The 22,227-nt window shown below is 63.5% G+C and carries 20 protein-coding genes; 9 read left to right on the plus strand and 11 right to left on the minus strand.

All coding sequences use genetic code 11. The features are described 5' to 3' along the window. The first annotated feature begins 23 nt into the window (after nt 1-23). The 3 genes from LNV07_RS10965 to LNV07_RS10975 all read left to right on the plus strand — a co-directional run bounded on the left by LNV07_RS10965 (nt 24) and on the right by LNV07_RS10975 (nt 2,840). Complete coding sequence (locus tag LNV07_RS10965; RefSeq protein WP_263571191.1) at nt 24-305, plus strand: DUF2917 domain-containing protein; 282 nt, start codon at nt 24-26, stop codon at nt 303-305. Between the two features lie 143 nt (nt 306-448). Beyond that, nucleotides 449-2,299, plus strand: a complete 1,851-nt coding sequence (locus tag LNV07_RS10970; protein ID WP_263571192.1) for a serine hydrolase domain-containing protein — start codon at nt 449-451, stop codon at nt 2,297-2,299. A 10-nt stretch (nt 2,300-2,309) separates the two neighbouring features. Beyond that, entirely contained in the window at nt 2,310-2,840 is a 531-nt protein-coding gene (locus tag LNV07_RS10975; RefSeq protein WP_263571193.1) for a hypothetical protein, read from the plus strand. An 11-nt stretch (nt 2,841-2,851) separates the two neighbouring features. On the opposite strand, the gene LNV07_RS10980 is transcribed toward LNV07_RS10975, so the two are convergent. The 3 genes from LNV07_RS10980 to LNV07_RS10990 are packed head-to-tail and all read right to left on the minus strand — an operon-like array spanning nt 2,852 to nt 4,703. Then, nucleotides 2,852-3,346 carry a low molecular weight protein-tyrosine-phosphatase gene (locus tag LNV07_RS10980; protein ID WP_263571194.1) on the minus strand — a complete coding sequence of 165 codons (495 nt, stop codon included), beginning with the start codon at nt 3,344-3,346 and terminating at the stop codon, nt 2,852-2,854. A 4-nt stretch (nt 3,347-3,350) separates the two neighbouring features. Further along, on the minus strand, nt 3,351-4,043 hold the full coding sequence (gene rpe, locus LNV07_RS10985) for a ribulose-phosphate 3-epimerase (RefSeq protein ID WP_263571195.1): 693 nt from the start codon (nt 4,041-4,043) through the stop codon (nt 3,351-3,353). 36 nt (nt 4,044-4,079) lie between these two features. Next, complete coding sequence (locus LNV07_RS10990) at nt 4,080-4,703, minus strand: DNA-3-methyladenine glycosylase I (protein ID WP_263571196.1); 624 nt, start codon at nt 4,701-4,703, stop codon at nt 4,080-4,082. 88 nt (nt 4,704-4,791) lie between these two features. Between LNV07_RS10990 and apaG the strand changes: the two genes are divergently transcribed. The 3 genes from apaG to mltA all read left to right on the plus strand — a co-directional run bounded on the left by apaG (nt 4,792) and on the right by mltA (nt 8,480). Then, the gene (gene apaG / locus LNV07_RS10995) at nt 4,792-5,166 is read left to right on the plus strand and encodes a Co2+/Mg2+ efflux protein ApaG (RefSeq protein WP_263571197.1); all 375 of its coding nucleotides are present in this window, start codon (nt 4,792-4,794) and stop codon (nt 5,164-5,166) included. Next, the gene (locus LNV07_RS11000; RefSeq protein ID WP_263571198.1) at nt 5,166-7,181 is read left to right on the plus strand and encodes a site-specific recombinase; all 2,016 of its coding nucleotides are present in this window, start codon (nt 5,166-5,168) and stop codon (nt 7,179-7,181) included. The genes apaG and LNV07_RS11000 overlap by 1 nt, the downstream gene beginning before the upstream one ends. 66 nt (nt 7,182-7,247) lie before the next feature. Continuing rightward, nucleotides 7,248-8,480 (plus strand): murein transglycosylase A, encoded by a 1,233-nt coding sequence (mltA, locus tag LNV07_RS11005; RefSeq protein WP_263571199.1) that lies wholly within the window; start codon nt 7,248-7,250, stop codon nt 8,478-8,480. A gap of 167 nt (nt 8,481-8,647) precedes the next feature. Here the strand turns inward: mltA and LNV07_RS11010 are convergent, their stop codons facing one another. From LNV07_RS11010 to LNV07_RS11040, 7 genes are all read right to left on the minus strand, one after another. After that, complete coding sequence (locus tag LNV07_RS11010; protein ID WP_263571200.1) at nt 8,648-9,130, minus strand: FKBP-type peptidyl-prolyl cis-trans isomerase; 483 nt, start codon at nt 9,128-9,130, stop codon at nt 8,648-8,650. Between the two features lie 45 nt (nt 9,131-9,175). Then, nucleotides 9,176-10,396 (minus strand): alanine transaminase, encoded by a 1,221-nt coding sequence (alaC, locus tag LNV07_RS11015; RefSeq protein WP_263571201.1) that lies wholly within the window; start codon nt 10,394-10,396, stop codon nt 9,176-9,178. A 108-nt stretch (nt 10,397-10,504) separates the two neighbouring features. Then, on the minus strand, nt 10,505-12,724 hold the full coding sequence (locus LNV07_RS11020; RefSeq protein ID WP_263571202.1) for a SulP family inorganic anion transporter: 2,220 nt from the start codon (nt 12,722-12,724) through the stop codon (nt 10,505-10,507). A 124-nt stretch (nt 12,725-12,848) separates the two neighbouring features. Beyond that, a complete protein-coding gene (locus LNV07_RS11025; RefSeq protein ID WP_263571203.1) occupies nt 12,849-14,552 on the minus strand; it encodes a flotillin family protein in 1,704 nt (567 codons plus the stop codon). A 36-nt stretch (nt 14,553-14,588) separates the two neighbouring features. After that, nucleotides 14,589-15,221, minus strand: a complete 633-nt coding sequence (locus LNV07_RS11030; protein WP_263571204.1) for a YqiJ family protein — start codon at nt 15,219-15,221, stop codon at nt 14,589-14,591. Beyond that, a complete protein-coding gene (locus tag LNV07_RS11035; protein WP_263571205.1) occupies nt 15,218-15,931 on the minus strand; it encodes a PspA/IM30 family protein in 714 nt (237 codons plus the stop codon). The genes LNV07_RS11030 and LNV07_RS11035 overlap by 4 nt, the downstream gene beginning before the upstream one ends. Beyond that, nucleotides 15,924-16,433 (minus strand): hypothetical protein, encoded by a 510-nt coding sequence (locus LNV07_RS11040; RefSeq protein ID WP_263571206.1) that lies wholly within the window; start codon nt 16,431-16,433, stop codon nt 15,924-15,926. Before LNV07_RS11040 ends, LNV07_RS11035 begins: the two co-directional genes overlap by 8 nt. 429 nt (nt 16,434-16,862) lie before the next feature. Here LNV07_RS11040 and LNV07_RS11045 point away from each other — a divergent pair, with 429 nt between their 5' ends. Both LNV07_RS11045 and LNV07_RS11050 read left to right on the plus strand, forming a co-directional pair. Beyond that, nucleotides 16,863-17,486: a hypothetical protein gene (locus tag LNV07_RS11045; RefSeq protein WP_263571207.1), complete on the plus strand. Its 624-nt coding sequence runs from the start codon at nt 16,863-16,865 to the stop codon at nt 17,484-17,486. 140 nt (nt 17,487-17,626) lie between these two features. Further along, the gene (locus LNV07_RS11050; RefSeq protein ID WP_263571208.1) at nt 17,627-18,430 is read left to right on the plus strand and encodes a hypothetical protein; all 804 of its coding nucleotides are present in this window, start codon (nt 17,627-17,629) and stop codon (nt 18,428-18,430) included. 99 nt (nt 18,431-18,529) lie between these two features. Here LNV07_RS11050 and LNV07_RS11055 read toward each other — a convergent pair whose 3' ends face one another. Further along, the gene (locus LNV07_RS11055; protein WP_263571209.1) at nt 18,530-20,602 is read right to left on the minus strand and encodes an ATP-dependent helicase; all 2,073 of its coding nucleotides are present in this window, start codon (nt 20,600-20,602) and stop codon (nt 18,530-18,532) included. A gap of 58 nt (nt 20,603-20,660) precedes the next feature. Here LNV07_RS11055 and LNV07_RS11060 point away from each other — a divergent pair, with 58 nt between their 5' ends. Further along, the gene (locus LNV07_RS11060) at nt 20,661-22,226 is read left to right on the plus strand and encodes an alkaline phosphatase D family protein (RefSeq protein WP_263571210.1); all 1,566 of its coding nucleotides are present in this window, start codon (nt 20,661-20,663) and stop codon (nt 22,224-22,226) included. Nucleotide 22,227 lies beyond the last annotated feature (1 nt).

Raw genomic sequence — 22,227 nt, forward strand, 5'->3', positions numbered from 1 at the left:
GCGCTGGCCGCAAAGTTCGACCCATGGACAGCACAATCACCCGAACCGAAATCACCGCGCTGCCGGGTTCACAGCGCCAGCAACTCGAGTTGCCGGCCTCCGCCGCCAGCCAATTGCTCAAGCTGCGGCCGGGCCAGCGCTTGCTTGTGCAGGTCAGCCAAGGCTGCCTATGGCTGACTCGGGACGGCCACCTCGATGACATCTTCTTGCCGCGCGGTGCGCAGTTGCAGTTGCAGCAAGCGGGCAACTACCGCCTGGGCGCCTTCGGCCCGGCCGACGCCGCGGTGATCACCTCTGCGTTGTGACATCGGCACCGGCATGTGGGCGGGCAATTTGCGGCCGGGCAGCGCCGCCATGCAGCCTGTCGCAAGTGGTTTGACCTGCCCTCCAGCCGCTTGCAAACTGCATGCTTTGAAGCCCAGAGGCGAGTCCAGCGCCCGACAAGAAGATGCAACGCCATTTCAAACGCCTGATACTGAGCCTTCAGCTCGCCCTGCTTTGCGCCGGCGCGCTCGCCGCCACAGAGGCCGTACCCACCAAACCCCCGGCAGCCAAGACGCCGGTCGAACTGCAGCAACGACTCGCCAGTCTGCTGAAGGAAAAGACGCTGCCCGGCGCCAGCTACGCGGTCTTTGACCTGAAGGAAACCCTGCTGACCGGCCAACTCGGCGTCGGCAATCAAAAGACCCAGGCCAAGGTCAGCGACAAGACCTTGTTCCGCATCGGCTCCATCACCAAGACGGTCACCGCGATCGCGGTGATGCAACTGATCGAGCAAGGCCAGTTCGACCTGCAAACGCCGGTCGCTGAATTGCTGCCGACGCTGCCGATCAAGAACCCCTACGACAGCAGCGACCCGGTGCGCGTGATTCATCTGCTGAGCCATTCCGCGGGCTTCGAGGACGAGCACCCCAAGGGTTTCCACAGCGACACCGAGGTTCGCGGTCAGCACCTGCAAACCTCCCAGCGTCAAAACGAAGCGCTGGTCGCGCGCTGGCGGCCAGGTCACCATCACAGCTACTCCAATCCGGGCTATGTGGTGCTCGGCGCCATCCTTGAGGCTCATTACAAACAGCCCTGGGACGACATCATCACCCGCCAGGTGCTCAAACCACTCGGCATGAACGACAGCCTGGCGCTGACCTCCATGGCCGAAAAGCTCGACCATGCCGACGGCCATAGCGGCGCCGAGATGAGGTCCACCGGCAACGACTTCGCCCGCACTCAAGCCGATGGGGCACTCTGGTGCAACGCCGCCGATTTGGCCAAGCTCGGCCGCTTCGCGCTGAGCGACGGCGCCTCCAGCCCTGGCGTTCTGAAGCCCGAAAGCGTGCGCTTGATGAAAACCGCGCAAGCCACCGATGGCGCCAGGGCCGGCCTGACTCATGGTTATGGCCTGGGCCTCACCCACCTGATCATCGATGGCGTGCGCTGGCAGGGCCACACCGGCGCCGTGCCCGGCCAGAGCGCGGTTCTGATGTTCCACCCCGAGCAAGGGATGGGCTTTGTGTTGCTGATCAATAGCGACATGCCCAAACGCAAATTGGTCGAGGCCTTGACGGCCTACGTGATCGGGCAGAGCCATTGGCAGCGGCCCGCCGTCACGACCCAAGCGATCGACGCCGAGTTGGAGGGTTGGTACCGCACGGCGCCGGGTCGCACCGAACTGTTCGGGCTGATCGAAGTGTTGATGAACGTCGGCCATATCACCGTCAAGGGCGACAGCTTGTTGATGAGCCCGATCTTGCCGGGCCTGGGCCCTAACGCCAGCTTCAAACACCATGGCAAGGACCTGCTCGCCGAAGCCGATGACGGCGATGTCGTGGCCAGCGTGGTGTTGCGCGACAGCGCCGGCAAGACCACCGGCATACAAATGGACGGGCGCCACATGTTCAAGGTGTCCACCGCCTCTGCGCTGCTGCCGATGGCCAGCGTGCTGCTGTCCCTGGCCTTGCTGTTGAGCGCGCCCTTCGGCCGCCGCAAAGCGCTGCAAAACCCTTGGCTGCGACGCCTGCCAAGCTTGGCGCTGCTGAGCCTGATCGGCGGCCTAGCCTGTGCGCTGAGCTTGAATTTTGCCATCATGGGCCAGCTCAATTGGCAAACCATAGGCATACTGCTGGCCACCACGGCCTTCCCGCTGTTCGCAATTGCCGGCATGTTTGTCAGCTTGAGGACCTGGAAGCAGGAGAGCGCAAGCGTGGCCAAGTGGCGCTGCCTGTTGGCGTCCTTGGCGGCCTTGGTCTTGAGCGCCTGGTTTGCCGCCCATCAATTGTTTGCGCTGGCCCTGTGGGCCTGGTGAGAGTCAACGAATGCAAAACACAGTCCCTAAGCCAAGCGCACGCAGCGGCCATCGCTGGGCCACGATCTCGGCGATTCGAGCCCGCACGATGATCATCGCGGTCTGCGCCTTGGGCACCTCGCTCTGGCAGGGCTACACGATCCAAAAGCACAATCGTTTGATGGTGCAGCCGATTCTGGACGAAGAGATCAACACCGACCCCGACGGCAGATGGGAGAGCTATGTGCTCAATAGCGGCCTCGGCCCGGCCAAGGTGGTGCGCGTCGACTACCGGGTCGACGGCAAGGCGCTTAAAGGTCTGGACGAAGCGCTGAAGGCCTTGGGTGAACCGGCGGATTGCTATGGCACCGGCAGCCTGGAGCATTTCTACCGCGTCAACCAGCGCCAGCAAGTGCTGAGGTCGCTCGACAAGCGCTGCGCCAAAACGTCGGAGCAATTGAAGCTGCTGCTGTCCAGGCTACAGCTCACGCTGCACTATGAGTCACTCTATGGCGACAAGGCGACCTTGAACATGTTCGGGCAGGAAGCAAGCGCGCCCTGATCCGGGTGCAATCAACGCGAGATCAGCCGCCCGTCACGCCAGGCCTGCGCCAAGCCCGCCACGCCGCGCTCCAGCAGCGCCAGCACATGGTCAAAGCCCGCCGCCGGGCCGAAATAAGGGTCGGGCACATCCTGCCCCTCCATGCCGGGCACAAAGTCCAAAACCAATTTCAGGCGCGACTGCAGCTCGGGCGGGCATTGCGCGCGCAAGACCTTCAGGTTGTCGGCCTCCATCGCGAGGATCAGGTCATAACGCTCGAACTGTTCGGGCATGACACGCTGGGAGCGCCATTTCTTTTCGACCGCCAGGCTCGCCCGTTGCAGCGCCGCAGCGGCGCGCGCGTCGATGGGCTCGCCGCGCGGGCCCGCGCGTGCGCCGGCCGATGCCACTTGCTTGAATGCCAGCTCAGCCGCCGGCCCGAAGCCGGCCCGGCGCGCCTTCAACAGCGCCTCGGCCATCGGCGAGCGGCAGATATTGGCCGTGCAGACGAACAGGACTGCCGGCACGATTTCAGCGCGCCAGCTCGGCGCGCATCGCGTCAATGACGGCCTTGTAGTCGGGCTTGCCGAAGATGGCCGAGCCGGCCACAAAGGTGTCGGCGCCGGCATCGGCGATCTGGCGGATATTGTCGATCTTGACGCCGCCGTCGATCTCCAGGCGAATGTTGCGGCCGCTTTGCTCAATGATGCGGCGCGCCTTCTCGAGCTTCTTCAAGGCACTCGGCAAAAAGCTCTGGCCACCAAAACCGGGGTTGACGCTCATGATCAGAATCATGTCGACCTTGTCTATCACCCACTCCAGCACATCCAGCGGCTCGGCCGGGTTGAACACCAGACCGGCCTGCTTGCCCTCGGCCTTGATCAGCTGCAGCGTGCGGTCCACATGCTTGGACGCGTCGGGGTGGAAGGTGATCATGTCGGCGCCGGCCTTGGCAAAGGCGACGGCCAGCGCGTCCACCGGCTCGACCATCAGGTGCACATCGATCATCGCGGGCGTGCCGTCGGGCTTGACCGAATGCTTGCGCAAGGCCTCGCAAATCATCGGTCCGAAGGTCAGATTGGGCACGTAATGGTTGTCCATCACATCGAAGTGAATCCAGTCGGCGCCGGCCGCCAGCACATGGCGAACCTCCTCGCCCAGGCGGGCAAAGTCGGCGGACAGGAGGCTGGGGGCGATGCAGAAATCTGGGCGGGTATTGCTCATGACGGACGGTCCAATAAGTTCGGGCAAGGCGTGATTCTAGGAGGCCGGCGATTTAAAAGCGCGCCGTGCGGCCTCAACCCGGGCTCGGGTCACACAACCCAGGCTGTGGTCATTGAGCAGCCCCATCGATTGAATGAACGCATACATGGTGGTCGGGCCGACGAACTTCCAGCCGCGTTTTTTCAAGTCCTTGGACAGCGCACGCGAGGCCTCGGTCTCGGTCGCGATCACCGGCGCGGCCAAGGCCTGGGGCTCAAACTGCCAGATGTAGCGCGCCAAACTGCCCTGCTCGGCCACCAACTCAAGGCAACGCTGGGCATTGTTGATGACGGCCTCGATCTTGCCGCGATGCCGGACGATGCCTGCATCCTGCAGCAAACGCTCAATCTCGGCGGCGCCGAAGCGCGCCATCTGCTCGATCTCGAAGTTTGCAAAGGCGCTCCGAAAGGCTTCCCGCTTGTTCAAGATCGTGCGCCAGGACAGGCCGGATTGAAAGCCCTCCAGGCATAGCTTCTCGAACAAACGCCTATCGTCGGCGACCGGGAAGCCCCACTCGGTGTCGTGATAGTGCAAATAGCCGGCGTCACCGGCTGCGGCGGCGCACCACAGGCAACGCGGCTGGCCATCGGGCGGCAAGAACAGGGGTTGAGTTGAACTCATGGCGGCATCTGGATGAAGACTTGAAAACGAAACAATCGGGAAAGCCCCGCAGCATAGCGGCCCAGGCTGGCGCGCCTAGAATCGCGCCATGGCTAATCCGCAAATCAAATGCACGGTGCTCGTGCAAGTTCTGCCCGAGCAGACCGACGCACAGCAAGGCGTGCACGCCTTCAGCTACCAGATCACTTTGGAGAACACCGGCGACATTGCCGCTCAAGTGATTGCGCGCCACTGGCACATCACCGACGCGCGCGGTTTCGAGCAAACCGTCGATGGCCTGGCCCTGGTCGGCCATCAGCCGCTGCTGGCGCCCGGTCAGAAGTTCCAGTACAGCAGCTGGGCGCAGATCGCGACGCCGCAAGGCAGCATGCATGGCCGCCTGCTCTGCGTGACCGAAGAGGCCGAGATCTTCTACACCGAGATCCCCGAATTCATGCTGGCCGACAGCGGCGCGCTGCATTGATGTTTGGACTGTTCAAGGCGGCGCCTAGCTGGGACCTGACCGCATTGCTGAATGCGGCCGAGCCGCGTGCCCCTCTTGCCAAGCGCAATCTCTGGCTGGCCCGACTGCTCGAATGGCTGCGCCACCCGGCCGAACGGGACGAAGCCAGTGCCGGCACCACGCTGCTGCCGGTACTCAGACTCAAGCACCTGCTCAATGTGCTGGAGCGTAACCCCGAACATGCGCGGGTCTTCGCTTCGGTATTGAATTCCATCTGGCGCGATGTCGATGCGATCGGCCTGTTTGCCGACGTCGGTTTTGCGCCGCGCGTCGCCTTATGGGGCGAGTTTTTGCATCGTTTGCGTCAGCACTTGCTGCCACGCACCGCCGACACCACCGACCTCGCCGAGTTGTTCGATCTGCTCTTCCCCGATGAGGCCGATGAGCAATGGCTGCTGGCGCTTGACGATGACTTGCTGCAAAGGCTGAGCCGTCTTCTGGTCGGCCAGACGCAGACCAAGGACTGGCAGGCGCCGATGTTCAGCGGCCTGACGACCTTGGTCAGCGCAATCCGAGCCGAAGGTCTGTCTGCCGCCTTGCGTCGTCGCATGAGTGCCGAACTGCTCGCCAACCAACCGTTCGAGCAACTGGCCAGCGCCTGCGACGATATGGTCGATGCCTTGCGTGCCGGCGATGGCGTCAAGACCGCGCAAGCGCTGCAATACCTGCGCGCGCTGCTCGAAGCCTGTCGGCGTGCGGCGGCCAGCATCCCCGAGCATCTGGAGGCCTACGGCGTATCGGTGGAAATCGTCTTCGCGCTGGAGCAGATGCAAGCGCGCATCGAACGCGTCGAAGGCCTGCTGATCTGCCTGGTGGCCGAACAGCCGCAACGCGAATTGGCGCGCCTGCTGGCCAGCCTGGTGCGTGTCGTGCATGAGCGGCGCAGCATCACGCAATTGTTCTCCAGCCATTACTCGCTGCTGGCGCGCAAGGTGGCCGAGCGCAGCGCCGAAACCGGCGAGCACTACATCACCCGCGACCGCGCCGACTACGCCAGCATGCTCAAGCATGCGGCCGGCGGCGGCGCCATAATCGTCGGCACCACTTTTGCCAAATTCAGCGTCATCGCCATCGGCATGAGCGCTTTCTGGACCGGCTTCTGGGCCGGCGCCAACTATGCGATGAGCTTTTTGATCATCCATCTATTGCACTGGACGGTGGCGACCAAGCAACCGGCGATGACGGCGCCGGCAATGGCGCAAAAGCTCGAGCACATCGAGCGCGACGCCGATCTGCAAAGCTTTGTCGACGAGGTGGCCAATCTCCTGCGCTCCCAGTTCGCCGGCGTGCTCGGCAATTTGGCCGTCGTGGCGCCCATCGTGCTGGGCATCCAACTGCTGGCTTGGGCGCTCTTCGGCGCGCCCCTGGTGGGCGAGAAGTCTGCCCATTACGTCTTGCACTCGCTGACCCTGCTGGGGCCTTCGGCGCTGTTTGCGGCCTTCACCGGCGTGCTCTTGTTTGCCAGCAGCATCGTCGCGGGCTGGGCCGAAAACTGGTTCGTCTTGCATCGGCTGGAAAGCGCGATCGCCTGGAACCCGGCCATCATCGGGCGGCTCGGGGCGGCACGTGCGCAGCGCTGGGCCAAGTGGTGGCGCGACAATATTTCGGGTGTCGCCGCCAATGTCTCGCTGGGCATGATGCTGGGGCTGGTGCCGGTCTTGCTGGACTTCGTCGGCCTGCCGCTGGACGTGCGCCACGTCACCTTGTCGACCGGTCAGTTGGCCGCGGCCGTCGGTGCCTTGGGGCTGGACATTTTCCGGTTGGCGGATTTTTGGTGGTGTGTGGCCGGCATCGCGCTGACCGGATTCTTGAATCTGAGCGTCAGTTTCTACCTGGCACTGAAGGTAGCGCTGCGTTCACGCGGCATCCGCTTGGCCGACCGTGCGCGCGTCAGTTCGGCCATTTGGCGGCGCGTACGCGAGCAACCACGCAGCTTTTTGCTGCCACCCAAGGCCGATGAAACGTGGAGGGGCTAGTCTTTTCCTGAATCGCGATGGTTTCGCTCACCACCCTTGCGGCCGGAAAACATGGTCCACCAGATGATGAACACAAAAATAGCCAAGGCTCCTAGCGCCTCCAACAAGAGCAAAGTCATCAAAAAAACCTCAATTTCAAGCGACGCCAGACCGGGGTGGCGGGCCGCTTCGGTGGCCGCGATTCTAGGTGGCTTGTTGGCAGGCTGCAGCACGACGCCACAGCCGCAGCCCCTTCCCGAGGCCAAGCCCACAGAGACCCGCCATGACGAGGCGCCGCGCCAACGTGCCGTGCTGCTGCGCGAGCGCGCCCGCTGGGTCGAAGCCGACTGGAGCGAGCTGCCCGGTTGGGGCGCTGACCGCGCCAGCGAGCTATGGCCGGCGCTGCTGCGCGGCTGTGCCCGCCCGGCCGAGGCTTGGGCCGAGGTCTGCGCCCAAGCCAAAGCCGGCGCCGCGCCCGCCGATGACGCACAGACTTCGCTCTGGCTGATGCAACATCTGCGCCCCTATCGCGTCGAGACGCATCAAGGTGAAGCGCAAGGGCTGATCACCGGCTATTTCGAGCCGATGCTGGACGCCACGCGCCGCCCGCAAGCCAATTTTCAAGTGCCGGTGCATGCGGCGCCCGCCGACCTGATGCAGCGTCGGCCCTATTTCACCCGTCAGCAGATCGAGTCCGATGTGGCGCTACGAGCGCGCCTGAAGGCACATGAGCTGGCTTTTCTGGAAGACCCGCTGGATTTGCTGGTCTTGCAGATTCAGGGTTCGGGCCGCCTGCGCGTCAGCGACGCGAGCGGGCGCACGCAATGGGTGCGCATGGCCTTTGCGGGCCATAACGACCATCCCTATCAGTCCATCGGCAAGGCCTTGATCGAGCGCGGCGAGCTGCGTCCCGGCGAGGCCTCCTGGCCCGGCATCCGCGACTGGCTGCGCCGCAATCCGGCGTTAGCGAAAGAATTGCTGTGGAGCAATCCGCGCTATGTGTTCTTCCGCGAAGAACCGCTGCCCGACCCGGCCATCGGGCCGCGCGGCGCCCAAGGTGTGGCCTTGACGCCGGGCCGCTCGATCGCGGTCGATCGTGCCAGCATCCCCTATGGCACGCCGGTCTGGCTGGACGCGACCGAGCCGCTGTCCAACCAGCCCTTGCGCAAATTGGCGATGGCGCAGGACACCGGCAGCGCCATTGTGGGTGCGGTGCGGGCCGATTATTTCTGGGGTTGGGGCGGTGAGGCCGAGGCGCAGGCCGGGCGTATGAAGCAACCGCTCAGGTTATGGGCGCTGTGGCCGGTGGGGGCGATGTAGAACCGCGTCTACCGACGCAATGCCAATGTGTGGCGGACGCCGGTTTGTCTCTTTGAAGCCCGCCGAATTCGCAGGTCAGCTCCGGGCACGAAGCCGCCATCACAGCTGACCCGTCAAAAATGACAGCAGCCGGCTAAGCGCAATCACCCACTCCTCACTGCCAACCCTCAATTCCCCACGATAGCCAGCAGTTCAACCTCAAACACCAGCGGCGTGTTCGGCGGAATTTCGCCGCCGCCGGCACCACGCTCACCATAAGCGATCGCGGAGGGGCAATACAGGCGCGCCTTGCCGCCGACCTGCATCAGCTGCACGCCCTCGGTCCAGCATTTGATGACGCGGTTGAGTGGGAACTCGGCCGGCTCGCCGCGTTTGATCGAGCTGTCAAACTCACGCCCGTCCAGGAAGCGGCCGACGTAATGCACGCGCACCTTGTCGGCGGCCGTTGGATGCGGGCCCTTGCCCACGGTGAGCGGCTCGTAGCGCAGGCCGGAGGCGGTCGTCACCGACTGAGCGGCACTGGCGGCAGCAGCAGGCGCGGATGCTGCCGCTGCGGGAGCCGAGGCCGGCTTGGCCGGCTTCTTGGCGGTAGCGGCCGCAGCGCCGAATGAAACGAGCAGGGCCAGCACGGCCAGTATTGACTTGGACATAGATTGGGTTTCCGGCAAAGTGAACATCATCGCAGGCAATGTGATTCAAGCCACCGGCAGCCCGTCGGCCTTGAACATCGCCTTGATGCCACGCACCGCCTGGCGAATGCGCGCTTCGTTCTCGATCAAGGCAAAGCGCACATGGCCGTCGCCCTGGTCGCCAAAACCGATACCCGGCGAGACGCAGACCTTGGCACGCTCCAAAAGCTGACGCGCAAACTCCAGTGATCCCAATGACTCGTAATGCGATGGGATCTTGGCCCAGATATACATGCTGGCCTTAGGACATTCCACCGCCCAACCGGCCTCGGTCAGGCCCTTGTAAAGCACATCGCGGCGGCGCTGATAGGTAGCGGTGATTTCACCGACACAGCTTTGATCGCCCTCCAGCGCGGCGATTGCGGCCACCTGCAAGGGCGTGAAGGTGCCGTAGTCGTGATAGCTCTTGATGCGCGCCAGCGCCGCCACCAACTCCGGGTTGCCGACCATGAAACCGATCCGCCAGCCGGCCATGTTGTAGCTCTTGGACAGCGTAAAGAACTCGACCGCCACATCCTTGGCGCCGGGCACCTGCATGATGGACGGCGCCTTGTAGCCATCGAACACAATGTCGGCATAGGCGAGGTCATGCACGATCAGGATGTCGTGCTTTTTGGCCAGCGCCACGACGCGCTCGAAGAAGGCCAACTCCACGCATTGCGCGGTCGGGTTCGACGGGAAGCCGAACACCATCATCTTGGGCTTGGGGTAGCTGCCACGTATGGTTTTCTCCAACTCGGCAAAGAAGTCCACGTCCGAGGCCACCGGGATCGCGCGGATATCGGCGCCCGCAATCACCGCGCCGTAGATGTGAATCGGGTAGCTTGGGTCGGGCACCAGGACCGTGTCGCCCCGGTCCAGCGTGGCCAGCATCAGATGCGCCAGCCCCTCCTTGGAGCCGATGGTGACGATGGCCTCGCTGTCGGGGTTGATGTCGACGCCGTAGCGGTTTTGGTACCAATGCGAGATCGCGCGGCGCAGGCGCGGGATGCCTTTGCTGGCGGAGTAGCCATGGGTGTCGGGCCGCTGCGCGACCTCGGTCAACTTGGCGACGATATGAGCCGGCGTCGCCCCATCGGGGTTGCCCATGCTCATGTCGATGATGTCTTCGCCGCGCCGGCGTGCCGCCAACTTGAGCTCGGCAGTGATATTGAAGACGTAGGGAGGGAGGCGATCGATGCGCGCAAAGCGGCGCTTGCCCGACGAGGAAGCGGAGGAAGAAGACATAGCTGTAGATTTCACACGTTAGCGCCCGGAACCGTCCGAGCGACGTGGCCTGCCCCGAGGGGCGGCCGGGGGCAATGCTAGCGCAATTTTCTTGACTGCACGCCTTGTTCAGCCCTTAGCGCTGCCCAAGGCGCCGGAGGCCACGCGCAGACGCATGGCCAGATGCAGTGCCATATTGCGATAGAGCTGGCTGCACAAAACCGGCTCGGTGGCGGCCAATTTATTCAGCGCATCCTTGCTGAGAAAAAAAACTTCTGCATCCTGATCTGCCTCGGCGTTAGCACTTCGACCTTGGCCATCCAACATCGCCAACTCACCCAACATAGTGCCGGCAGAAAAGCTCATAAATCGCTGGCCGCCGCCGTTCACGATGCTGATGGAGCCACGAGTTAGCACATAGACACCATTGCCTGGGTCGCCTTCTTTGAACAGTCGTTCACCGGCTTTCAGCTCAAGCTGTTGCAGGTGCGGAATCAGGCTCGCCTGTTGCGCCATGGACAAATCGCTCAGCAGACTGCACTGCGCCAGCGGCACGGCGCCGCCCAATTGCTGGCGAGGGTTCGAATCTGCTTGCAGGATTTGGAGCTCGGCGGACTCGAGCGCATGATCCATATCCAGATACCAATGAGCCATGCTTGCTGCGAACGGAGCCCCCGCCCAAGCCGCCAAGATTTGGGCGCGTTGCACACTCACGGGCCCCACACCCGCCAGCAGCAGACGGCAGTCCTGCCGCGCCAAGGTGGCGCCGAGTTGCTGCAAGGCCATTGCGCCTGACTCATCAATGGACACCACCCGCTGCACATCAAGGATCAAATAGCGCAGGCCTGGCGGCAAACGCTTGGCTTCGTCATGGACGCGATCGGCATTGCCAAAAAAGAGCGCACCTTCCAATTCCAAGGCGTGGATATGCGCCCGCAGCGGGCGCAAGAACTGCTCCACTTGTGGCGGGTAGACCCGCCGCGACGGTCGCTGCTGAGCGGTGTAGCGGGCGCGCAAGAGCGTGCGATTCAAACCCCGCAAAAACAGCAAGACCGACAGCAGCAGGCCCAGCAATACCCCCGCACCCGGCCCTTGCAACAAGGTCAGCAAACACACCAAGCCCATGACCAGCAAGCTCTCTAGACTCACCGGGCCGCCCCGCAACTGCGTGCGGATTTGCCTGACCGAGCGGCGATCGACCAAATTGACGGCCACGGTGAGCATCACCCCGGCCAAGACCGCGCGCGGCAAATAGGCCAGCCAGTCCCCGACCATGCCGACCATCAAGGCAGAGCAAAGCACGGCGCCCAGCGCACCGACGCGCCCGCCGCCTCCGCCCAACTGAATGGCGGTGGCTCGGCTTCTGGACCGCGTGATCGGCAAGGCGCAGACCATGCCGCCGCCAATGTTCGCCAGGCCCAAGGCCCACAGTTCGCGGCTTTCGTCACTATGCTCGCCGTTGCACTGATCGGCAGCGCGCAGATTGAGCAAGGATTCCAGACTCCCCACCAAGGCGAGCAGAACAGCCGTTAGGCCTATGGGCCGGGCATATTTGACCAAGAGGGAAATCGTTGTGGACGGCTCGACCCACAGGGCCAGCAGGCCCGGCAAAAAATGACTCGCATCGAGTGCCCCTAGCGTGGGCCCAAGGTCCGACACGGGCGATATCGCATCAACGAGATGAAAGCCCAGCAGCCCCGACACCATACCCAGCAAAGCCGCCGGCAGGCGCGGCGCCTGCCAGGCCAGCAGCCAAACCAAGCCGGCCGTGGCCAAGCCCAGCAACAAAGCGCCTCCATGCGCTTGCTGCAAGGCCTGCCAGCCATGCTTGGGCCAAAGCTCGGGCGCCACGTCCAGCAGAGCCGGCACTTGGGCCAGCACCACCAACAGCGCCACCCCATTCATGAAGCCGGCCAACACCGGCTGCGGAACGAAGCGGGCCAAACGCCCAAGGTGCAAGGCCGCCATCAGCATCTGCAGCAAGCCCATCACAAGCACCGCAGCACTCAAGGCCACCAGCACGAGCGCCAGGGCCGCAATGCTGCTGCCGGGCTGCTCTTGGTGCAGCACCTGGCCGAGCAGCAAGGAGACGATCAAGGCCGTCGGCGAACTCGGGCCACCCGCTGCATCGCTGCCGCGGCTCACAAACGCATAGAGACCTGCGCTGACAATCACACAAGCAAACGCCGCCGGAACGCCTATTTGCACCGCCCGGCTGCCCAAGGGCGCCAGCGCCAGCACACCCAGGGTCAACACAATGGCCAGGCAGACGATGGCCCCCACCGCGCCGCCCAAAAGTGAGCGCCAGCCAGCAAAAGTAAGCTCAAACTGGCGACGCGCTACGAACATTGCACAAGACCTCTTCCCTACGCTCCACGACCAGACACCCAAAATGGGGTTTGGCCGCAACTGAAGGCAAGACTTGACCCTGTTTCACTCCTCGCGTCAAGCCAGGGCCCGCACCCCGGCCAGTTCAGCTTGCGTCGGGTTTGTGCTCCAACATCGCCGCCAGCGAATGCGCCATGCCGGTGATGCCTTCGTTGCTGAGGCCGGCATCCTTCATCACCGCGTCGACGATGGGCTTGGCGATCTGGTATTGCAGCGCCGAGTTCATCACCTGCTCGGGGAAAGTCGCGCCGCCTGATCCAGCGGTGTTGTTGCCGCTCTCGGCGCCGCCGTTGCTTGAACCATTCGTTCCACCCGGCATGCCTCCCACCTGGAAGATGCGGATCGAATCGATCTTCTCCATCGGCCGCACCGCCTGCTCGATGATTTGCGGCAGTTGCTGCAGCAGCAGGGTGCGCACCTGCAGATCGACCTGCGCGGCAGACAAGGTGTTGAGCGCCTCGTTGATCGCGCGCCGCCCCTCGGCATCGGCGATCGCGGCCGCCTGCTTGGCCTTGGCTTCGATGGTGATGGCCTCGGCGCGGTCCATCGCCGCCTCCTTCTCAGCCGATGCCGAGACCTTGACGGCAATAGCGCTTTGTTCGGCTTCCTTGGATGCCTCGATCAGCTGGATGCTCTTCTGGCGCTCGGCAATCGCCACCTCGCGCGCGGTGTTGACCGCCTCTTCCGCTTTCACCGCCTCGGCCAGCGCCTGGTTGGCGGTGGCGTCGGCGACCGATTGCTCCTTGGACTTGTTGGCGATCGCGATCTGCATGTCTTGACGCGCAATCTCGACCTGCTTGCGCTGTTCGGCGCGCAGCATCTCGGTCTTGCGCTCCAACTCGATCTCGCGCGTCTGCACCGCCAGATTCTTCTCGATCTCGGCCGACTTGATGTCGCGCTCGGCCTCGATTTTCTTCTGCCCGACCTGACGCTCGGAGCCGATCTTGGCGGCCTCGGCTTCGAGATTTCGCTCGGCCTGCTGGGTCGCGATCTGCGCCGCCTGCTCGGCCCGCGCGGTCTCGATCTGGCGCTGCTGGGCCAAGGTGGCGAACTCCTGATCCTGCTCAATCGTCAGCTTTTGGCGCTGCGCATCGAGGTTCTTGGCGCGCACCTGCATCTCGGTTTCTTGCTCGACGTCGTTGCGCTGCTTGCGGCGCGCCTCGGTCTGCTCGGTCAGCCGGGTCAGGCCCTCGGCGTCGAAGGCATTATTGGGGTTGAAGAACTGCTTGTCGGTCTGGTCCAGGCTGGTCAGCGAGACCGACTCCAGCTCCAGGCCGTTCTTCTCCAGATCCTCGGCGACGGCATTCTGCACCGCCTGGACGAAGTCGCGGCGCTTGTCCTGCAGCTCCTGGATGGTCATGGTGGCGGCGGTGGCGCGCAGCGAGTCAACGAACTTATCCTCCACCAAGGCCTTCAAGGCATCCGGGTGAAGCGTGCGCGTACCCAGCGTCTGAGCCGCCGTGCTGACCGATTCGGCGGTCTGCTTGACGCGCACGAAGAAGGCCGCCGTCACGTCCACCCGCATACGGTCCTTGGTGATCAGACTCTCGCGCTCACGCCTCATGACTTCGAGTTTGAGCGTATTCATATTCACCAGCACGCGCTCATGGAAGACCGGCAGCACGATGGCGCCGCCGTCCATGATGACCTTCTGCCCGCCCAGGCCGGTGCGCACAAACGAGGTCTCTTTGGTGGAGCGTTTGTAGAGCCGGGCAAAAATTAGGCCTATGGCCGCCAAGCTCAAGAGCGCGATGCCGGCAATGCTGGCCAATTCGATCAGGTTTTCCATGATGTTCGTTCCTCCACTGTTTGATTTATTTCTTACTCATTCGCCAAGCAAGCCGGGATGGGGATTGCGAATGCCCCGGTAGATCGCCGCCACCTTGCGTACCAGCAAGACCTGGCTGCCCTCTTCCAGCACCTCATCCTGCAGATCGGGCTCGACCAGCAGATGATGCGTGCGGCCATGCTCGTCGCGCACCCGCGCCTGAGCGGCCAAGCCTGCGCGAGCATGGCCAGCATAAATGACCGCCGTGCGACCTAATAGCGAAAGCTCACTGACCGCCGAGCTTTCATCGTGCGGGATGATGTGGGCCACCAGGGCGCCGCAAGCGCGCATCGTCGCCAAGCCCGCCGGCACCGCCACCAGGCCGGCGAGCCAGGCCGGCAGGTAATGCCCGCTCAACCCATGGCTGGCCAGTTGCAGGCTGAAGCCGAACATCGCGTAGCCGGTCAGGAACAGCAGGACCAGCACCAAGGAGGGCACCCGGCCGAGGTGCAACCAGCCCAGCACCTTGTCCAGCCCCGAGTCGCTGTGCAGTTCGGGCAGCAGATTGTCCAGCCAGTTGCTGGGGCTCAGCGCCAGCATCATGCCCACACCCTCCAGCACGGCAATGCCGACGATCAAGGCGAAGGCAATGCCGAAGGGCAGATTTTCGGGCGTGCTGAACAGGCTCATGCGCCGCCCGTTCCGCTGACCGCCTGCTTGAGCTGAGCCAGCCGGGCATCGATCTGCGTCTGCCGCAGCAGATCTTCCAGCGATTGCAATTGCGTCGCCTGCGTCAGATCGGCCGAGCTAGCCACACCGCTCGCGCGGCCCAAGCCGGTGTGTCGCTCATAAACGCGGTCGAAGGCGCCGGTGACGTCGGCCACTCTGGCTTCGACATTGGCCAAGCCGCCCAAGCTCGCTGCGCTGCCTGATTTGCCGGCGGCCAGCCCTGCGGCAGCGCGGCTTTGCCGAAACTGGCTCAAGGTCGCCTCCATCTCACGGCGCTTGGCCAGCAAGGCATCGACCACGCCCCGGTGCTGCGCCTCCTGCTGTGCCAACTCGGCCAAGCTGGACTCCAACAAGGGCAGTTGCAACTCGATGTCCATCTGCCGGCCGACCGCCGCGCGCGCCAGGTCATCGCGCTGTTGAGTCATCGCCAGCGCCAGTTGCTCATGCAGGGTCAGGTGTTGCCGGTTCAGTTCGGCATGGCGTTGCTGGGCCAGATGGCGGTTGGCGCTGACCAAGCCCAGCTCGAGGCGCACATCGTTCACCACGCCGTCGAGCTCGCGCAGGCCCTGCTCCATCAGGGCGTCGGGGGCCCGGTCCTCTATCCTATCCAGCAGGGCGTGGACGCCGCCGGCCATCACGCGCGCAACGCGCATCTTCAGGGATTCAGCCATGGAGAGCTCCTTTCAAGACAAGAATGGCCTGAGCCAGGTTCAAGGTGGTGGGCATATGCTTGTTCACCACCTGGGGATCGAAGGCATTGGCCTCGGCCGTCGTGGCCTGGCGCAGCAGCGCCTCGGTCAAAGCAAAGCTGCGTCGCAGCAAGGCGTTTTCCAGCTGGGCGGCGGCGGCGGCATCGGCCGGCTGAGCGCTGATCAGCAAGGCCATCGAATGGCAGCTGTGCTCCAGCACCTGTTGCAAGACCTCGGAATGTTTCCCCTGGCTTTCCTCCAGCCGAGCCAGGCTGTCACGCAGCCGGGCCACCAGATCGCGGCACCAGGCCAGCGCCGTCACATAGTCGAACGCGCCGTCATGCTGGCGCTTGAGCTGGCCCAGCAGCACGCGCAGCTTGTCGCTGTTGGTGGCGGCGCCCTCGACCTGCAACTGCGCCAACCAAAGATAGAGATCACTCGGGATGCGCGCCGATAGCGGCTCCATGCTGGTACTGGTACTCATGCACTGGCCCTTGTTTTGCAAATTGAACCCAAATGTATTCGTTTGAATTCAAATTTGCAAGAGGGCGCTTTGGCGCCGCCAACTCCTCCTCACGCAAGGTCCGCCTCAACACCGGAACCAAGCCCATTGCTATCAATAACTTCCAAACTAATCAGGGTTTCCCGCATTGCAGCTTTGAAATGGCCATCGCTACAGTGTCTCCCAGACGCCCCACCAAAGGAACAATTCAGTGCAACTTCTATTGGCCATCATGAGCCGACTATTCGCTTTAGCTTACTTACTTGCCAGCCCCCCCTCGCATTTGCGAACCAGCAACTTCGCGTAGCGCCTCCGATTGCGGCCAAACAGGTGGCCAGGCCCGCTGCATTTTCGGCTGCGCCACCCAGAATTGACAGCAAGCTGCGCCGAGGCCTTTACTCGCGTTCATTGTTGAATCCCAACAACTCCAAGGTCCGGACCAATAGCTGCGGCGACGACTCGGCGTCGGACGACGGATGCCCGCCGCCCCCGGAGGTGATCTTTGAGGACGAATTCATGGTCGAACTGGAGTTGGTTGAGGTCACAGGCTTCAGGCAAGACGATAGTGAGTGGGCAACCGTTTGCTCTGGTGATGCCTGCCAAGACATTCAATTCGATGGCTCCGACGGCGACAAAAACAGCTGGCTGGAAGATGCTGTGGTCGATTGGACCGACGTCGCCGAGCTAAAACAGGAGGCCTGCTCGGCCGCAGACTCGGCATTGATTGGGCCAGTTCAGCAACAACGTATTCGCGACAGCACCAGCCACAGCGATGAAGCCGACCGAAATTTGGCGGCGTATTCGGCCGCCCAGGCCTCAGGTTTGCTGACCCGACTGACCGCCGCCCTGGGGCATTTCGACAAGGCCTTGGGTTATGCCATCAACAAGGGCTATACGATCGAAATGACATTCTCGGATGGCGGCACCGAGCAATACAAATACATTGCAGGCTCACCGAGCGTCGCTCGTATGGAGCGCGTCGCGGGGACCTTGAAACAAGGCAACGGTCAATCGCGATGCCCAAGTACAAAATAGCAGGGTGGCTGACGGCCGCGATCATTGCACTTGGCTTGCTGATGTTTCGCGGCCTCGATGTGGGAGACCGCCCAGTAGCTAGCCACAGACAAGAGGCAAGGGTAGCAAGGCCGGCAAGTGCCGCAGCGCCGGCCGCGAGTGTGCCGCTACGCTCCGTTTCGATTGAGCAAGGCGCAAGTGCTGCCGAGCGCCAGACCTTGCGCGAGACTTGGAACGCGGCCTTCCGGCGCGCCTACAGTGAGCCCTGGGCGCAAACCATGCACCGGGCCGCAAGCAGCGGGCAAGCCCCGGAACTTGCGGCCGCGCGGCGGGTTCAGCTGGTCTGCGTCGCTAGCTATATGCCGGCCCAGGTCCGGGGCAAATGGCCGAAGGCAAGCGAGGCCGATCTGCGCCGCGCCGAAGCCCTGGAGCGCCACTGCGATGCCCAAGGCCAGTACAGGCAGCTAACGAGCCAGTTGACGGCGGCGGCGCGCAGCTTGCCCACCAGTACCGTGGCCTCTCGCTTGGCAGGCAAAGATCAGGAGCCGCTTGATGTTCAGGCCCGCTTGGAGGTCATGCGCTACGCCCTGAGCACCGGTTCGGCCCCGCTGCTCGACTACGCTGCGTCGAAGTTCGCGTCGCCCGAGGTGCTGATTCAGCTGGGCCTCACTCCGAATCCGAAGCTGCCGGCTGAATTCGATCTGCACTTGGTCCAGTGGGCCGCCTCGGTCATGGCCTGTGAAGAGATGGGCAACTGCGGCTCGGAAACCTTGCAATCCAACAGCTGCCTGGACACCGATGACTGTGTTGCCAACTTTGCCGACTATCCGGCCATGCATATTTACGGCCCAAACCGTAAGGGCGGCTTCTTTCTCACCTACCGCAGCATCGATATAGCGCAAACCAAAGCTCGCTGGGATCTTGTCAAGGCATGGGCTCAAGCGCAACTTTCGGCTTCGCTCTGAGCCCCTGATTCAATCCAAGGATGGTATTTTTTATTGCCGCAGCCCCACCGAGCTTGGCCCTTTGAGTGGGGCTTGTCGGCAAAGCCGGTATCTTGCCGCTCAGCGCTTACTCTTTTCGTCGGCTTGTGCCGCCGAGCTGACCGCCCCCTTGGCCGCCAGCGATTCCCGCAGCCGCTTCAGCTTCTCCCTTGGGTCTTCCTTCCCGCTGGCCTCATTCAACCTCATCTCGGTGATGAAGCGGCTGGGTATGCCCATCACCGTCTCGCGTGACTTCTTGCGCCGCCGCAGCGTGCCCACCGCCAGCGTGCTGCGCGCCCTTGTGATGCCTACATACATCAGTCGGCGCTCTTCCTCCAGGCGCTGCGCGGTCATCTCTTCGTCATCGGCCTTGAAGGGCAGCAGTCCCTCATTGACGCTGGCCAGGAAGACATGCGGCCACTCCAATCCTTTGGACGCATGCAGCGTGGTCAAGGTGACCTGATCCTGCTCGTCGCCGCGCTCAGCCAGCGAGATGATCACGCTGATGGTCTGCGCAACTTGCAAGACGGTTTGCTTCTCGCTCTCGAAGGTGGAGCCGCCGTCTTGCGTGACCTTGCCGCCGCAGCGCTTGGCAACCCAGTCGATGAAATCGAGCACATTGTTCCAACGCGCGATCGCGACGTTTTCGTTGTCCTCGCTGCCGAGCAAATGTTCCTCGTAGCCGATGTCCTTGACCCATTCCATCAGCAAGGCCTTGGCCGCTTCGGTGCCCTCGGTATGCTTGGCGCGGAACTCCAGATCGGTGATGTAGCGGCCAAACTCATGCAGCGAGCCCAAGGCCTTGGCGCTCATCACCTCGCCCAGCGACTCGGCGAACAGCGACTCGAACATGCTGCTCTTCCAGCGCCCGGCAAACTGGCTCAGCGAGCCCAGGGTCTGGTGGCCGATGCCGCGCTTGGGCGTCGTGATGGCGCGCAAAAAAGCCGGATCATCATCCTGGTTGACCAGCAGACGCAGCCAGGCGCAGAGGTCCTTGATCTCGCTCTTGTCGAAGAAGCTCTGGCCTCCGCTTACCTTGTAGGGAATCTCGGCCCGGCGCAGCGCCTTCTCGAAAGTGCGTGCCTGATGATTGGCGCGGTAGAGGATGGCGAAGTCGGCGAAATGCTGCGCCTTGCCGTCGGCCCGCAGCGTTTGGATACGCTGCACCGCACGCTCGGCCTCATGCTCCTCGCCGTCGGCCTCGATCAGCAAGACCGGGTCGCCGTCACCAAACTCGCTCCACAGCTTCTTCTCGAAAATCTTCGGATTCACCGCGATGACGTTGTTGGCCGCGCGCAGGATGGCGCCGGTCGAGCGGTAGTTCTGCTCCAGCGGGATCACTTTCAGGCGTGGATAGTCGACCGGCAGGCGCTTCAGGTTTTCGATCGTCGCGCCGCGCCAGCCATAAATACTCTGGTCATCGTCACCCACTGCGGTGAACATCGCGCGCGGGCCGACCAGCGCCTTGAGCAGGTCGTACTGCACCGCATTGGTGTCTTGATATTCGTCGACCAGGATGTAACGCAACTGATCCTGCCAGCGCCCGCGCGCCTCGGCGTGTTCGCTCAGGAGGCGCAGCGGCAGGCTGATCAAGTCATCGAAGTCAACCGCCTGATAGGCGGCCAGGCGCTCCTGGTAACGCTCCATCACGACGGCAGCGGCACGCTCATGCTCGTCCTTGGCCATCGCCAGCGCCTGCCTTGCGGTCAGGCCCTGATTCTTCCAGCCCGAGATCGTCCACTGATAGGCCTTGGCCTGGTTGGCGTCCAGCGTGCCGCCGGCGTCGCGCAAGACGCCCAGAACATCGTCGCTGTCGAGAATGGAGAACTGCTCCTTGAGCCCGACGAGCGGCCCTTCGCGGCGCAGGATGCGCACGCCCAAGCTGTGGAAGGTCGAAATCCCCAGGTCCTTGGCGGCGCGAGGACCGATCAAGCCTTTGGCGCGCTCGCGCATTTCCTGCGCGGCCTTGTTGGTGAAGGTGATCGCGCCGATGTTTTTAGCCGCATAACCCGCCTGCAAGAGGCGGGCGATTTTCTGCGTGATCACGCTGGTCTTGCCCGAGCCCGCCCCGGCAATCACCAGGCAAGGGCCATCCAGATGGTGGACGGCTTCGAGCTGGGCGGGGTTGAGGGTGGTGGCGGGTTTGGAGGACATGACTAGGCTCTGGGGCAGCCCAACATGATAGCGATGCTGGGCGGCTATGCTCTCGGGTATGAGCTTCACCACCACACCAAACTCCGGCCGCCGTAGCCTGCTCCAGGCCGCCCTCGCGAGCGCCAGCACCCCGCTCTTCATCCGCCACGCCTTCGCCGCCGACACCATTGATCGCTTCGCCCTGGGCTTGGCCTCCGGCTGCCCGCGCCCGAGCGGCATGGTCTTGTGGACCCGGCTGACCGGCGCCGAGCTGCCGCCCAATACCGAGGTCAGCTGGGAGCTGGCCGAGGACGAGGCCTTCACCCGCATCGCCGCACGCGGCGTCGAGCAGGCCGTCGTTGAGGACGCCCACAGCGTTCACGCAGAAGCCACCGGGCTCGAAGCGGATCGCTGGTATTTCTATCGCTTCAGCGCCTTGGGCGCCCGCAGCATGGTCGGACGCACACGCACCGCCCCCGCCGCCGATGCCGAGGTCAAGGAACTGCGCTTCGCCATCGCCTCTTGCCAGCGCTGGGACCATGGCCGTTATGCGGCCTGGGCCGATATGGCCAAGCAAGATCTCGACCTGGTGCTGTTCCTGGGCGACTACATCTACGAATACGGCGCCGTCTCGAATGCCTCGGCCAGCGGCCCCGCGCCACGGGTTCATGTGGGCGGCCTGTGCCGCACGCTGCCCGAGTATCGTCAGCGTTATGCCCAGTACAAGAGCGACCCGGCCCTGCAGGCCATGCATGCACGGGCGCCCTGGATCATCACCTGGGACGACCACGAGGTTGACAACGACTGGGCCGGCGACAGCTCGCAAGGCCTGGAGGCCGACTTCCCGGCGCGCCGCGCAGCCTCCGCCAAGGCCTATTGGGAGCACATGCCCTTCACCAAGGCGATGCGTCCCAAGGGCCACGAAATCCGCATTCACGAGCGCTATGACTGGGGCAAGCTGGCCCGCATCATCACGCTGGACTGCCGCCAGTACCGCGACCCGCAGGTTTGCCCCAAGCCCGGGCGCGGCGGCTCCAACACCTTGTCGATCAAGGATTGCCCGGCCTTCCTGGACCCCAAGCGCAGCTTCCTGGGCGAGGCCCAGGAACAATGGCTGGCGCAGAGCTGGGATGCGGCCAGGCCGTGGAACCTGCTGGCGCAATCAACGCTGATGGCGCAGATGAACTGGCAGGAGAACCCGGCGCAGCCACGCGTGCACTGGACCGATGGCTGGGACGGCTACCCCGCCGCTCGCAACCGCTTGCTGCAAGGTCTGGCCGACAAGAAATTACCCAACGCAGTGGTGCTGGGCGGCGATGTGCATGCCAACTATGTGACTGACTTGAAGCTGGACTTCAATGACGCCAAGAGCCGGACAATTGCAACCGAGTTCTGCGGCACCTCAATCACCAGCCAGGGCCTGGATCAACAGCGGATTGACCGCGCCCGGCCACACAACCCGCATATCCACTACGGGCGCGGTGACCAGCATGGCTATATGAGTTTCAAGCTGCAGGCCAACCGCCTGGAGGCCGAGTTGCGCAGCGTACGGAACCTGTGGGAGGCCGATAGCGAGGTCGAGGTGTCGGCGCGCTTTGCGGTCGAAGCCGGGCGACCCGGCGCAATTCCCTTGGACCTGAAATAAC

It is taken from the genome of Roseateles oligotrophus (assembly GCF_025717515.1).
Classification (GTDB): Bacteria; Pseudomonadota; Gammaproteobacteria; order Burkholderiales; family Burkholderiaceae_C; genus Paucibacter_A; species Paucibacter_A oligotrophus.